Genomic DNA, 14,007 nt, shown 5'->3' with positions numbered 1-14,007 from the left:
GGGGCGCTTGCCGGTGTAGACAAGGATCGGCGCGGAGGTCGGGCGCGTTCTCCAGGCGCGACACGGACGTCTTGCTGGCCCGAGGGCCGCCTCCGGGCCTTGCCGAGCGCCATCTCGAACGCCGGGTCATTGCGCGGGCCGTCGAGACCGTCTGCAGTCTCGCGTCCGGCGGCGATTGCGAGATAGCCCGCGAAGAGGCTGTCCGGCGGTTAATGCCGCACATGCGCGCGGGACCGCGCCGGTCGATGATAGGGTGTTCCTTCATTCCCCAGCTGGCACAAAGGCCTGCGTCGGGAAGGACCACGTCTCCGGGGGACCAGTCTCGTCGGCGCGCGAACGCGGCTAAAATCCATCGCCTCTGTTTCAGATGCTCGAAGCCTGACTTGCCGCATCACGCTTCTTCGCGAGGTCACGGTCGCCCAGGGCGCTTCTCACCTTCTGCGCCAGCACCTCCAGCTGCAACGGCTTGATGAGCACTTCGTCCATCCCCGCCGCGCGGGCGGCCGCAACCTTCGGTCCAACGCCGTAGGCGGTGAGGCCAAAGACCAGCAATCCGCCGAGCGCCGTATTGTTGCGCAAGCGGAGGACGGCTCCGATGCCATCCAGGATCGACATCTCCAGATCAAGAAGAGCCACGTCGGGCCGAAAGCGCGAAATCGTCGTCACGGCCGTCGCACCATCCTCCGCTTCGAACACCTCGGCGCCGGCAATCCGCAACCGACGCGCCGTGATCTCCCGAATGATGGGATCGTCCTCGGCCAGCACGATCCGCAGCCCCTTAAGAAGCCCTTGGCTCTCTTCGCCGGCGGAGACTCGAGCGGCCGTGGCGACCGGCAACCTCAGCGAGACACGGAAAACCGATCCGCCGGCCGCTCTCGAGACAAAAGTGATATCGCCCCCCATTGCCCGGGCAAGGCCGCGCGCGATCGCCAATCCGAGGCCGACGCCGGCTTTACGTTCGACTTTGCTGGACTCGAATCTGGAAAACTCGTCGAAAATCTTCTCCTGCATGAAGAGCGGCACACCGGGGCCGGTGTCCGACACGGTCAGAATCACCTCAACGCAATTCGCGCCTGCCCGCGCCCCCATCAGGACAACCCTGACGAAACCGCGCGCAGTAAACTTCACGGCATTCGACACAAGATTTTCGACGATCTGCTCCAAGCGCAACTGGTCGACATTCAGCAATGGCAGGGGCGCGTCAGGCGTCTTGACGGTCAACTCAAGGCACTTGGCCGCCGCCGCGTTCTCATGGCGGGCGACAACGTCGCGGATCGCGGCCGCCAGATCTGTCGGCGCGGGGTGAAACGTCATCTTTCGCGCGCCGATCCGGGAGACTTCCAGCAACTCGTTCACCAACCGCAAGACGCCCTCGCCAGCTCGTGTCGCAGAGGCATAAAGGTCTGGCCGAATTGCAGTGCGCCCAAGCTCGAGCGCCCCGAGGAGAGCGACCACCGGGCCGCGAATCTCGTGCGCTGTCGCAGCCATCACGCGCGCTCGCTCCCGATCCGCGATCACTGCGGCCTCACGCTCCTTCTCGTGCGCCTTCACCTGCGCCTCGAGCAGCTCTTGCCGCCACCACAGAAACTGCGCACCCACCGCGAACAGTCCGGCCGCCAAGGCAAGCGCAGACGGCCAGGACGCCATTGTGAAATCTTCGAGCGGGTTTGGAGATCTCCATGAACCTGCGAACGCCACCCATCCTGTCGCGGTCTCGAGATGGCGAAAACCGATGTCGAGTCGCGGATCATCGGGATGCGGTCCGGAGACGTTCGCGGCGCTCCCCGAGCGCGCCGCCGTCAGCGCAGCGAACCACGAAGGCGCAGGCATACCGAGCCGCGCCTCCGAGTCCTCCGACCGCGCCACAGCGCGCAAAGATCCATCCACCAGCCCCAGGAAGCCCTTGTCCTCCCACTGGTCGTGGCCTGCGCCGGCGAAAACCTCGAGCAGGCGAGACAGCGTCGCCGCCTCGATGCCGCTGTAGAGCATCGTCTCGCGGCCATCGGCCAGCGTCACGAGTTGCCCGACGGCCATTACCGGAGCATCGAGGACCCTGCCGAAGAAGGCGTCGCTGATCGCGGGCCCGCCAACGGCTCGGCTTCGCGCTTCGAGGGCGAGCAATGTTTCGCGTTCCTCGCTGCGCGGATACGGCGGGGGGAGCTGACCGTCCGCCGGCACGCGGCTGTTGACGATCTGACGATGGGTCTCGCCGACCTCGATCAGAACAACCCATCCCCCCGACACATCGTGCGCCCTGCCGCATTCATCCGCGAACGCCGATAGATTAACCGTGCTCAAAAGATGCGGCGACGTCGCGCAGAACCGCAACACGCCGAGGCTCTCGACAATTCGAGAGTCGATCATTTTCGCCGCAACCGCCGCGCGTTCCTCCAGCATTTCGAGGCGATCCGCAGCACGAAGCCGCATGTCGATAAATACCGCGACTAAGCCGATTACCACCGAGACGCCAATCACCAGCAGCACCAGGCGCGCGAACACTGCGCTGAAGCGAGACGTTATTTGAGACACTCTTGACACCGTGATCATGGATACTCTTTACGCGGCAAGAGTTGACAGTCACAATGGTTTACGAAGTCATAAGACTTAAATAGGTATTATGCTTATGTCCGATGAGGGCATAAGCGGGATCGACGACCCGCACGCGTCGGTCAGCTTGGCGTTGTGGCCCTGTCGCGCTTACGGTGCATGTATCGTGCTGCCCAGATCATTGGCGCCGTTGGCGGATCGATACTGGCCCAACCGCCAACCCGGCGCTTCAGAGTCCGGAGATGGCGGAATATCTTTAAATTGAAACCAATCATGCGAGTGTATGAGGATGGAATTCTAGGGCTTCACGACGACGGTCAGCCGGATGAGCCGTCGCCGCTCACGGGTGCGATAGAGACCTGTTAGCCGATCGCACCGCAAGGGTGCTCCCCGTTGTCGTATCGGCAAGCCTCCAGCGGTTTCCCGCGGGCTGGAAAGTGAAAGGAAACAACGCGCCCGAAAGCGCTCTGCCCTCGGGCGAGGTGCCCGGCGTGACGCATTCCACCCTACCGCACCCGGCGAGCCGTCAGCGCTGACACAGGCGCCTCACCGACGCCCCCCGGCCCTATCGCTTTGCGCAGCGCCACCGCGCGCCACTCCAGCCTCGATGCTAAGCACAAGAATTACCCTCTACAGCATAAATACGATATCGGGATTAGATGAGTTCGGGGCACGGTAAGGCGCGTCGCAGGAGAAGCGCCTATGAAGCATGTTCCGCCTTCTGCCACCGAGTGCGTTGTCAAAAGATCCCACGCCGACCAGCCCCGACGTCTGCGATTGTCGCAGACCCTGATAATGGCACTTTTTAGTGGTGTTTTAGTCTTCGGGGCTTGCTCTATGAGCGGCGCATCTTGGCTGTTCTCCTCGGTCGCCGCTATCACCACCCTCAACGCGGTGCCTTTGATGCTTTCACTCATCCTCGCCGCGCGTTAGCGTCGTTCTGCGCGGTCCGCGTGCGATCGCGTGAAGCGAATGGCGTCACGCGTTGCCACCAAGCGGTGCGCATGCTGTGCATCTTGAGGCGGCGCAGCATGACCAAGAGCGCGGCGCTGGCATCACCAGAACACACGGGCGGCCTCCTTGCCACGCAGCGCGTGGCAACACTCGACCTTGGCCTTCGGCCCGCAGATCAGGCTTAGCATGCGTGCACCGTCCTTTCTCGGCAGTCCCGGGTCTGCTTGCGCATTTTGTTTGTCTCGCCGCCCGGAACAGTAGTGCCGTTGTGAGGCAATCTTGAGCTGAAGTGGTCGCAGCAGGAAAAGTTCGGGGACTCAGCTTCTCTTGCATCTGAGCCCTTTAGGTTGACGCTCGATCGCCTCACCCCACTCCCCTGTCTTTACGCGCCCCGGCCCTTCTACGCCTTCACCGCTGTTGCGCCGCCGGTCTTTCCTCTCCCCTTAATCGGCCCCGTGATCCACCACGGAGCCGTACATGTCCGTCGCCACCCTCCACCCGGAAGCCACGATGCGCGGCGCACGGATGCTGCGCACGGCGCTCGGGCCGCAGGTCGCGGCCTGGCTGGAGGATGCCGGAATCGTCGAAGTGATGCTGAACCCCGACGGCCGGCTCTGGGTGGACCGGCTGACCGAGGGGCTCTCCGACACCGGCGCTCGGCTCTCGGCAGCGGACGGCGAGCGGATCATCCGGCTGGTGGCGCACCATGTCGGCGCCGAGGTCCATGCCGGGGCGCCGCGGGTCTCGGCGGAGCTGCCCGGGACGGGCGAGCGGTTCGAGGGTCTGCTCCCGCCGGTCGTCGCGGCTCCGGCCTTCGCCATCCGCAAGCAGGCGGTCGCCGTCTTCACGCTGTGGGATTACGCGGCGGCGGGGATCATGACGCCGCACGCCGCAGAGCTCCTCCGCCACGCCGTCGCCGCCCGGGCCAACATCCTCGTCGCGGGCGGGACCTCGACCGGCAAGACGACGCTGACCAACGCGTTGCTGGCTGAAGTGGCGGTGACTGCGGACCGCGTGGTGCTGATCGAGGACACCCGCGAGCTCCAGTGCCTGACGGCCAATCTCGTGGCGCTTCGCACGAAGGACGGGGTGGCGACGCTGTCCGATCTCGTCCGCTCTTCGCTCCGCCTGCGCCCTGACCGCATTCCCATCGGCGAAGTGCGCGGCGCCGAGGCGCTCGATCTCCTGAAGGCCTGGGGCACCGGCCATCCCGGCGGGATCGGGACGATCCATGCCAGCTCGGCGCTCGGGGCGCTCCGCCGGATGGAGCAGCTGATCCAGGAGGCGGTCGTCACCGTGCCCCGAGCGCTGATCGCCGAGACCATCGACCTCGTCGCGGTGCTCACGGGGCGCGGCGCCGCACGGCGGCTGAACGAACTCGCCGGGGTCGCCGGGCTGACGCAGGCAGGCGACTACGCGATCGAAGACCTGCTCACCCCCACATCCGGAGACGCCTCATGATCCCACACCTGTCCTCCATTGCCCTCGCTGGCGCCGTCGCCCTGTCAACTGGCTCCTTTCTCGTCCCCGATGCGGCGCTGGCCGCCGGATCCGGCATGCCCTGGGAAGCGCCGCTGCAGACGATCCTCGAATCGATCGAGGGTCCGGTCGCCAAGATCGTCGCCGTGATCATCATCATCGTGACCGGCCTGACGCTCGCCTTCGGCGACACAGGCGGCGGCTTCCGGCGGCTGGTGCAGATCGTCTTCGGCCTCTCCATCGCCTTCGCGGCCTCGAGCTTCTTTCTCTCCTTCTTCTCCTTCGGCGGCGGGGCGCTGATCTGAGATGGACCGTTCGACCGACGTCCCCGGCTACTACGCCCCCGTTCACCGGGCGCTCTCAGAGCCGATCCTGCTCGCGGGCGCGCCGCGCGCCGTCGCCATCGCCAACGGCACGCTCGCCGCCGCGATCAGTTTGGGGCTGCGGCTCTGGTTGGTCGGTCTGGTCGTCTGGATCGTCGGCCATTTACTCGCTGTCTGGGCTGCAAAACGCGACCCGCAGATCGCCGAGGCGGCGCGACGACATCTCCGTTACCCAGCCTGGTTCGGGGTCTGAAACGATGCTGCGCCTCGCAGAGTATCGCGCCAAACCTGCCTCGCTGGCGGATTTCCTGCCCTGGGCGGCGTTGGTCGCGCCGGGCGTCGTCCTGAACAAAGACGGCTCGCTGCAGCGCTGCGGCCGGTTCCGCGGGCCTGATCTCGATTCCGCCACGCCTGCCGAATTGGTCGCCACGTCCGCCCGACTCAACGCGGCGTTGCGACGCCTCGGCTCCGGCTGGGCGGTCTTCGTCGAGGCGCAGCGGATTCCCGCGCAGGACTACCCGGTCTCCGACTTCCCCGACCCGGTCTCAGCGCTGGTCGACGCAGAGCGACGGGCGCAGTTCGAAGAGGAACAGGGGCATTTCGAGAGCGCGTATTTTCTGACGCTGGTCTGGATGCCGCCGGCAGACGAGGTTCGCCGCGCCGGCGGCTGGCTGATCGAGAACGCGCCCGCGCGCGGAGCCGAGCCCGCTGAACTCCTCGCCACGTTCACCGGCCGCACCGACCGCTTCCTCGATCTTCTCGAAGGCTTCATGCCCGAGGTCGCCTGGCTCGGCGACGAGGAGACCCTGACCTATCTCCATTCGACCGTCTCGACCCGCCGCCAGCGCGTGCGCGTCCCCGAGACGCCGATGCATCTCGATGCGGTGCTCGCGGACGAACCGCTCCTCGGCGGGCTCGCGCCGCGGCTCGGCGCGATGCATCTCCGCACCCTCACGATCCTGGGATTTCCGAGCGCGACCTGGCCGGGGTTGCTCGACGAGCTCAACGGTCAGGCCTTCGCCTATCGCTGGTCGACGCGCGCGATCTGTCTCGACAAGACCGACGCCGCCCGGCTCTTCACCCGCATCCGCCGCCAGTGGTTCGCCAAGCGGAAGTCGGTCGCGGCGATCCTGAAGGAGGTGATGACCAACGAGGCCTCGACGCTTCTTGACAGCGACGCCGCCAACAAGGCCGCCGACGCCGACGCGGCGCTGCAGGAACTCGGCGCCGATCTCGCCGGCGCCGCCTATGTCACCGCCACGATCACGGTCTGGGACGAAGATCCCCGAGCGGCCGAGGCGCGGCTCAAGACCGCCGAGAAGATCGTCCAGGGCCGCGACTTCACCTGCATCCCCGAGACGTTCAACGCGCTCGACGCCTGGCTCGGCTCGCTGCCCGGCCATCTCTACGCCAATGTCCGCCAGCCGCCGATCTCGACCCTGAACCTCGCGCACATGATCCCGGTCTCCGCGGTCTGGGCGGGGCCCGCGCGCAACGACCATCTGGACGGCCCGCCTCTCTTTCATGCCGAGACCGAGGGCTCGACCCCGTTCCGCTTCTCCACCCATGTCGGCGATGTCGGCCATACCCTCATCGTCGGCCCGACCGGGGCGGGCAAGTCGGTGCTGCTGGCGCTGATGGCGCTTCAGTTCCGCCGCTATCCGGGCGCGCAGATCTTCGCCTTCGACTTCGGCGGCTCGATCCGCTGCGCCGCGCTCGCCATGGGCGGGGACTGGGAGAATCTCGGCGAGGCGCTCGCCGACGAGGCGCCCTCCGTCCAGCTGCAGCCGCTCGCCCGCATCGACGAGGCGGCGGAGCGCGCCTGGGCGCAGGACTGGCTCGCGGGGATGCTGGGCCGCGATGGCGCGATGATCGAGCCCGTGGCGCGCGATCACCTCTGGTCGGCGCTGACTTCGCTCGCCTCGGCCCCGGTCGAGGAGCGCACACTCACCGGTCTCTCCGTCCTCCTGCAATCGACCGAGCTGAAGCGCGCGCTGAAGCCATTCTGCCTCGGCGGCCCGTTCGGGCGGCTGCTCGACGCCGAGGCCGAGGCGCTGGGCTCGGCGGACGTGCTCGCCTTCGAGACCGAGGGGCTGATCGGCTCGCCTGCGGCGCCCGCCGTCCTCGCCTATCTCTTCCACCGGATCGAGGCCCGGCTCGACGGGCGGCCGACGATGATCCTTATCGACGAGGGCTGGCTCGCGCTCGACGACGCCAGTTTCGGCGCGCAGCTCCGCGAATGGCTGAAGACGCTCAGGAAGAAGAACGCCTTCGTCGTCTTCGCCACCCAGTCGCTGGCCGATATCGACGGTTCGGCTGTAGCGCCCGCGATCGTCGAGAGCTGCCCGACGCGCGTCTTCCTGCCGAACGAACGGGCCTTCGAGCCGCAGATCGCGCGCATCTACCGGAACTTCGGCCTGAACGACCGGCAGATCGAGATCCTCGCCCGCGCCATCCCGAAGCGCGACTACTATTGCCAGTCGCGGCGCGGCAACCGGCTCTTCGCGCTCGGCCTCGGTGAGGTCGCCCTCGCCTTCACCGCCGCCTCTGCCAAGGCCGACCAGACCGCCATCACCGAGATCCTCACCAATCACGGCCGCGCGGGCTTTCCCGCCGCCTGGCTGCGGCATCGCGGCCTCGACTGGGCAGTCGACCTGCTCGGCCCCGAGGCGGCCCCATCACCCACAGAACCTGTCGACAAGGAGACATCAGATGACCCGCACGCCTGACCGCCCGTCCCGGAAGCTCGCCGCAACCGCGCTCGTCGGCGCGCTGGCGTTGACGCCCGTGCTGACCACGCCTGCGCTGGCCTTCTTCGGCGGCGGCGGGAGGATCGTCTACGACCCGCGGAACCACGCCGAGAACATCCTCTCCGCCGCAAGGGCGCTCGAGCAGATCAACAACCAGATCGCCCAGCTGCAGAATGAGGCGCGCATGCTGATGAACGATACGCTGAACCTCGCGCATCTGCCGCATTCCTCGCTCGCGCGGCTGCGGGAGGCGGTCGGCGAGACGCAGGCGCTGCTGGACGGGGCCGGCGGGCTCGCCTTCGACGTCGCCGCCATCGAGGAGGCCTTTTCGGAGGACTACGGCGCCGCAGCGGCGCAGGGCGCGTTCGACGCAATGATCGACGGCGCGCGGCGGCGCTGGGAGATGTCGGTCGCGGGCTTCGAGGCGGCGCTCCGCGTGCAGGCCGGCGTCGTCGGCAACATCGAGGCTTCCCGCGCCGAGATGGGCGCCCTCGTCCGCGAGAGCCAGGGCGCGGTCGGCGCGTTGCAGGCGGCGCAGGCCGGGAACCAGCTGCTGGCGCTGCAATCGGCGCAGCTCTCCGATCTCGCCGCCGCCATCGCGGCGCAGAATCGCGCCGTCACGATGGAGGCCGTCCGCGCCGCCTCGGCGGAGGCTCAGGCGCGCGAGGCTCTCGCCCGCTTCCTCGACTATGGCGGCGGCTACGAGCCGAGCCCTGTCCGGCTCTTCGGGGAGTGAGGCGATGCCGCTCGGAACCGCTTCCACCCTCCGCGCGCTCGCGCTCGGCATGGGCGGGCTCGCCGTCCTCGCCGCCGCCTTCGAGTTCGCGGAGGTCGCCGTCACGGGGGAGGCCGGACCGGCGATCGCGGCGGACAAATCCGTGACGACTGCGCTTGCCGGGACGCTGGCCCGCTGCCGGACGGTCGCGCCGAGCGACGAGGCGGCGCTGGAAGGATGCCGAGCCGCCTGGGAGGAGGCCCGGAGGCGTTTCTTCGGTCCGCCGCCCGAGACGGCGACGGGGCCAGCGCGGCCGGCAGGGGCGGAGTGACCGATGGGCGGCGTCGGAGTCATCGACCGCTTCTTGGAGGTCTTCGCGACCTATATCGATTCGGGCTTCGGCCTCCTTGGCGGCGACGTCGCCTTCCTCGCCACGACGCTGATCGTGATCGACGTCACGCTCGCCGCGCTCTTCTGGGCCTGGGGCGCGGATGAGGACATCATCGCCCGGCTCGTGAAGAAGACCCTCTTCGTTGGGATCTTCGCCTACATCATCGGCGAGTGGAGCGACCTCGCCCGGATCGTCTTCGACAGCTTCGCCGGGCTCGGCCTTCTGGCCACAGGCGGCGCCATCGGGGCAGGGGAGCTCCTGCAACCCGGCCGTATCGCGCAGGTCGGGCTGGAGGCCGGGCGACCGATCCTCTCCGCCGTCGCCGACCTGATGGGCTTCACCGCCTTCTTCGAGAACTTCGTCCAGATCGCGATCCTCATGTTCGCCTGGGCCGTCGTGCTCCTCGCCTTCTTCATCCTCGCGATCCAGCTCTTCGTCACGCTGATCGAGTTCAAGCTCGCCACGCTCGCGGGCTTCGTGCTCGTGCCCTTCGGCCTCTTCGGCAAGACCGCCTTCATGGCCGAGCGGGTCCTCGGCCTCGTCATCTCCTCGGGTGTGAAGGTGCTGGTCCTCGCGGTCATCGTCGGCATCGGCTCGACCATCTTCGGCGAGTTCACGGCCGGCTTCGCCGGCCCGCCGACGATCGAGGAGGCGATGTCGATCGTCCTCGGCGCGCTGGCGATCCTCGCGCTCGGCATATTCGGCCCCGGAATCGCCAACGGCATCGTCTCGGGCGGCCCGCAGCTCGGCGCGGGGGCCGCGGTCGGCGCCGGCCTTGCGGTCGGCGGCGCGGCGGTCGGCGGCGCGGCCGCGACGCGGATCGGTCTCGGCGCCGCCGGCTCGGCGGTCCGCGGCGCCACGGCGCTCGGCGCCGGCGGCGCTTCGGCCTTCGAGCTCGGAGCCGCCGGCCGCGCAACCCCGGCTGGCAAGGCCGCGGGCGGGACCATGGCGACGGGTCGCGCAGCGGCTTTGACCGCCGTCAGCCCGCTCCGCCGCGCGTTGTCGGAGAGCGCACAGTCAGGCCGCAGCGCCGCCCATGCCGCCCTCACCGGCGCCGCGCCGTCGTCACTCGCCTCACCCCCCGCTGACGGCCCGCCCGCCTGGGCGCGGCGGATGAAGCGTCAGCAGAGCCTCCATCACGGCCTCGTCACCGCCGCCCATGCGCTCCGCTCCGGCGACCAAGGCGGCGGCGGGGCCTCCGTCAGCCTCACCGAGAGGTCCTGATCATGTTCCGACGACCCTCCTCCCGCTACGGCGTCACGCCCGAGCCGGTCACGCCCTACCAGAAGGCCGCGCAGGTCTGGGACGAGCGCATCGGCTCCGCCCGCGTCCAGGCCCGCAACTGGCGGCTGATGGCGCTCGGCTGTCTGACGCTCTCGGCCGGACTCTCCGCCGCGCTGGTCTGGCAGTCGACCCGGGGCGGGGTCGTTCCGTACGTCGTCGAGGTCGACCGGCTCGGCGCCGCGCGCGCCGTCGCCCCGGCGCCGGCCGAGTATCGCCCGACTGATCCGCAGATCGCCTGGCATCTCGCCCGCTTCGTCGAGAACGTCCGCCAGCTACCCGCCGATCCGATCGTGCTCCGCCAGAACTGGCTCCGCGCCTATGACTTCGCCACCGACCGGGGGGCCGCGGCGCTGAACGACCACGCCCGCATCGCCGATCCCTTCGCCCGGCTCGGCGACACCCAGGTCGCGGTGGAGATCTCGAGCGTGATCCGCGCCTCGGAGACGAGCTTCCGCGTCGCCTGGATCGAGCGGCGCTATGTCAACGGCCAGCTCGCGGCGACTGAGCGCTGGACCGCGATCCTGACCGTGGCGCTCCAGACGCCGCGCGACGCGGAGCGGCTCCGCGCCAACCCGCTCGGCGTCTACGTCCACGCCATCAACTGGTCGCGGGAGACGGCGTCATGAGCGCGCGGCGACCGCTGCCCGTCCTCCTCCTCGCCGCGACCGCGCTCGCCGCCTGCGCCCCGGCGCCCTTGCCTCAGATCGCCTATGACGAGCGCCTGCCCGCGCTGGCGCCGCCCCCGGCGCCCGTGCTGGAGGAACGGCCGCGTCCCGTCCATGTCCCGCCCCCATGGACACCATCCCGCGGCGGCGATCCGGGCGCAGCGACCGTCGAGGCGCGCATCCTCGCCGCCAACGCCGCCGCCCGCGTCGAGCCCAGGCGCGAGGGCTATCACAACGCGCTGCAGGTCTTCCCATGGTCCGAGGGCGCGCTCTACCAGGTCCATGCCGCGCCGGGGCGGATCACGTCGCTCGCGCTCGAGCCCGGCGAGCGGCTTGTCGGACCGGGCCCCATCGCCGCGGGCGACACCGCGCGCTGGATCATCGGCGACACGACGAGCGGGGCCGGCCGGACCGCTCGGGTCCATGTCCTCGTCAAGCCGACGCGCCCCGACATCGTCACCAACCTCGTGATCAGCACCGACCGGCGGAGCTATCACGTCGAGCTCCGCGCCAGCGACGAGGTCTGGATGCCGGCCATCGCCTGGGCCTATCCCGATGAGCCTGCCGCGAAAGGCCCGCCGATCCTTAGCCGTCCCGTCATCCCCGACGAGGCCGACCGCCGCCATCGCTACGCGCTCTCCGGCGACGGCCCGCCCTGGCGGCCGGTCTCAGTCTTCGACGACGGTCGCCGCGTCTATGTGGTCTTCCCGCCGGGGATCGTGCAGGGCGAGATGCCGCCGCTCTTCTTGATCGGCCCGGATGGCGGGGCCGAGATCGCCAACATCCGTGTGCATGGCGACGTCCTGATCGTCGACCGTCTCTTCGCGGCGGCTGAGCTGCGTCTCGGCGGCGAACCACAGGAGGTGGTGCGGATCGAGCGGACCGACGGTCGCAGGCTGACCGCGCCGCGCCAGGCGCCCGAACCGGAGGAGCGGGGGCGGTGACCCGTGCGGACACCGATCCGGCGCGCCCGCGGACCGAGGCCGAGATCGCCGAGGACCTGCGCCTCCGCCCCGATCCGCCGCGGGTGATGCGTCTCTCTCGCAAGGCCGTCACGACCGCCGCGACCATGGGCGGGCTCGGGCTCGGCGCGATCCTGATCGTCGCGCTGCAGGATCGACGCGGGGGCGACGAGCACGCCGAACTCTACTCCACCGACCGGGTCCAGCAGGCCGAGGGCCTCTCGACGCTGCCCGGCTCCTATGCCGACATCCCTCGTCTCGGCCCGCCGCTGCCCGGCTATCTCGGCAGACCGACCATCGCCGCGCAGGAGAGGGGCGTCGCCGTGCCAACCGGGCCCGTCACAGCGGGTCCGACGCCTCTCGACCCGGACGAGCAGCGCCGCCTGCAGGAGATCGAGTCCGCCCGTCTCAGCGCGCTCTTCGCCGAGGCCCGGACCGTCCCGCCCGGCGGCGCGCCAGCTCGGAGCGCCGCGCCCGCTGGTCCCGGCGGCTTGCCGTCGCTCCCCTCCAGCCCGGGCGCATCGGATTCCGTCGCCGCGCGAGAGGCCTTCCTGGCTCGGGCGACGGGCCGCGACCCGGTCAGCCCCGAGCGTCTCGCCCTGCCGCCGAGCCCCTACATCCTGCAGGCGGGGAGCGTCATCCCGGCCGCGCTGATCACCGGCCTCCGCTCCGACCTTCCCGGCCAGATCGCGGCGCAGGTCACCGCGCCTGTATATGACAGCCCCTCTGGCCGCTATCTCCTGATCCCGCAGGGCGCGCGCCTGCTCGGCGAATATGACAGCCGCATCGCCGCCGGGCAGACCCGCCTCCTCCTGGTCTGGACCCGCCTGATCCTGCCCGACGGCCGCTCGATCATCCTCATGCGCGAACCGGGCGCCGACGCGTCCGGCGCCGCCGGCCTCGAGGACGAGGTCGACAACCACTGGGGCCGCATTCTCCTCGCCGCCGGCCTCGCCACGCTCCTCAACCTGGGGCTCGAGACCGGGCTCGAGAGCGAGGACGACATCGCCCGCGCCATCCGCGAGGCGGCGCAGGGCACCGTCGGGCGCGCCGGCGATGACATCGTCCGCCGTCAGCTCGCAATCCCCCCGACCCTGACCATCCGCCCGGGCTTTCCCGTCCGAGTCATGGTCACCCGCGATCTCATCCTCGAACCCCTCGGAGAAATCCGATGACCAGACTGAAGCTCGGCGCCATCCCTGACGACAAGCCGGTGAAGCTCGCCGTCGAACTCCCCGCCGGCGTCCACCGCGATCTCGCCGCCTATGCCGAGGCCCTCTCCCGCGAGACCGGCCAGCATCTCGACCCTGCCCGACTCGTCGCGCCCATGCTCGCAAGGTTCATGGCGACTGATCGGGGATTCAAGAAAGCGCAGAGGGCAGCGCCGGCGAAGTCTGCGCCGACGCGCTCGGACTCCAAAATGTGACCATGTCTGTGGACCGGTGCTCAAGAAGCCCCCTTGATGGCGTGCGCCCCTTGGGGGGACAGACTGACGCGGAATAATTCTACCGGAGTCCGGCTTCTGAAGTAAAAAGGGCCAAGTCGAAACACGATTGCAGCACGAATTCGAAACCTAGGTCGTCGCGCACCATGCTGGAGAGACCTTCCACGCCGTCTCGCGCAGGCTAGATTTGGCGCGGAACATGATCTGTGCGAACGCTTGAGTTCGAAAGGTTGAGAAATCGAAAGTCGGCGCCCGTGACGAGGGCGGCGCAACGGTGGTGTTGCTCGCTGCCAAAGGGTGCCTCGAGCGAATGGTCGGTCGGCAGGCGCGAGAGATCGAGTTCCCAAGAAGGGAAGATTCGCTCCGGACTTAAGCTGAGGTGTGTGGCTGCTTCCGTGACGGGCGGCGCCGCAGCCTCTCCTTACGGTGGGGGCCAGCTCCCGAGCGTCGCGCAATCCACCTACTGCATCAAGCCCGAATGCAGGCCTCGCGA

At 68.9% G+C, this 14,007-nt stretch carries 12 protein-coding genes; 11 read left to right on the top strand and 1 reads right to left on the bottom strand.

What is annotated here, in order from left to right; all coding sequences use genetic code 11:
* Positions 1-363: 363 nt before the first annotated feature.
* The gene (locus ACE37J_RS21735; RefSeq protein WP_409715948.1) at positions 364-2,547 is read right to left on the bottom strand and encodes an ATP-binding protein; all 2,184 of its coding nucleotides are present in this window, start codon (positions 2,545-2,547) and stop codon (positions 364-366) included.
* Between the two features lie 1,431 nt (positions 2,548-3,978).
* Here ACE37J_RS21735 and trbB point away from each other — a divergent pair.
* The 11 genes from trbB to ACE37J_RS21680 all read left to right on the top strand — a co-directional run bounded on the left by trbB (position 3,979) and on the right by ACE37J_RS21680 (position 13,496).
* Positions 3,979-4,962 carry a P-type conjugative transfer ATPase TrbB gene (gene trbB / locus ACE37J_RS21730; RefSeq protein ID WP_409715945.1) on the top strand — a complete coding sequence of 328 codons (984 nt, stop codon included), beginning with the start codon at positions 3,979-3,981 and terminating at the stop codon, positions 4,960-4,962.
* Positions 4,959-5,285, top strand: a complete 327-nt coding sequence (locus ACE37J_RS21725) for a TrbC/VirB2 family protein (protein ID WP_409715943.1) — start codon at positions 4,959-4,961, stop codon at positions 5,283-5,285. Before trbB ends, ACE37J_RS21725 begins: the two co-directional genes overlap by 4 nt.
* 1 nt (position 5,286) lies before the next feature.
* The gene (locus ACE37J_RS21720) at positions 5,287-5,556 is read left to right on the top strand and encodes a VirB3 family type IV secretion system protein (protein WP_409715940.1); all 270 of its coding nucleotides are present in this window, start codon (positions 5,287-5,289) and stop codon (positions 5,554-5,556) included.
* Positions 5,557-5,560: 4 nt separating this feature from the next.
* On the top strand, positions 5,561-8,032 hold the full coding sequence (gene trbE / locus ACE37J_RS21715) for a conjugal transfer protein TrbE (RefSeq protein WP_409715937.1): 2,472 nt from the start codon (positions 5,561-5,563) through the stop codon (positions 8,030-8,032).
* Complete coding sequence (gene trbJ, locus ACE37J_RS21710) at positions 8,016-8,789, top strand: P-type conjugative transfer protein TrbJ (protein ID WP_409715935.1); 774 nt, start codon at positions 8,016-8,018, stop codon at positions 8,787-8,789. Before trbE ends, trbJ begins: the two co-directional genes overlap by 17 nt.
* A 4-nt stretch (positions 8,790-8,793) precedes the next feature.
* Complete coding sequence (trbK-alt, locus tag ACE37J_RS21705) at positions 8,794-9,099, top strand: putative entry exclusion protein TrbK-alt (RefSeq protein ID WP_409715932.1); 306 nt, start codon at positions 8,794-8,796, stop codon at positions 9,097-9,099.
* A 3-nt stretch (positions 9,100-9,102) separates the two neighbouring features.
* Positions 9,103-10,383: a P-type conjugative transfer protein TrbL gene (trbL, locus tag ACE37J_RS21700; RefSeq protein ID WP_409715929.1), complete on the top strand. Its 1,281-nt coding sequence runs from the start codon at positions 9,103-9,105 to the stop codon at positions 10,381-10,383.
* Positions 10,380-11,069 (top strand): conjugal transfer protein TrbF, encoded by a 690-nt coding sequence (gene trbF / locus ACE37J_RS21695; protein ID WP_409716061.1) that lies wholly within the window; start codon positions 10,380-10,382, stop codon positions 11,067-11,069. The genes trbL and trbF overlap by 4 nt, the downstream gene beginning before the upstream one ends.
* On the top strand, positions 11,066-12,052 hold the full coding sequence (trbG, locus tag ACE37J_RS21690; RefSeq protein WP_409715926.1) for a P-type conjugative transfer protein TrbG: 987 nt from the start codon (positions 11,066-11,068) through the stop codon (positions 12,050-12,052). The genes trbF and trbG overlap by 4 nt, the downstream gene beginning before the upstream one ends.
* Before the next feature lie 86 nt (positions 12,053-12,138).
* On the top strand, positions 12,139-13,245 hold the full coding sequence (locus tag ACE37J_RS21685) for a TrbI/VirB10 family protein (RefSeq protein WP_409716058.1): 1,107 nt from the start codon (positions 12,139-12,141) through the stop codon (positions 13,243-13,245).
* Complete coding sequence (locus ACE37J_RS21680; RefSeq protein ID WP_409715923.1) at positions 13,242-13,496, top strand: DUF2274 domain-containing protein; 255 nt, start codon at positions 13,242-13,244, stop codon at positions 13,494-13,496. The genes ACE37J_RS21685 and ACE37J_RS21680 overlap by 4 nt, the downstream gene beginning before the upstream one ends.
* Positions 13,497-14,007 lie beyond the last annotated feature (511 nt).

This window comes from Pikeienuella sp. (genome assembly GCF_046290545.1).
Taxonomy (GTDB): Bacteria; Pseudomonadota; Alphaproteobacteria; order Rhodobacterales; family Rhodobacteraceae; genus Pikeienuella.
The sequence above is the reverse complement of the archived record's forward strand: the minus strand, read 5'-3'. Positions and strand labels throughout refer to the sequence as shown.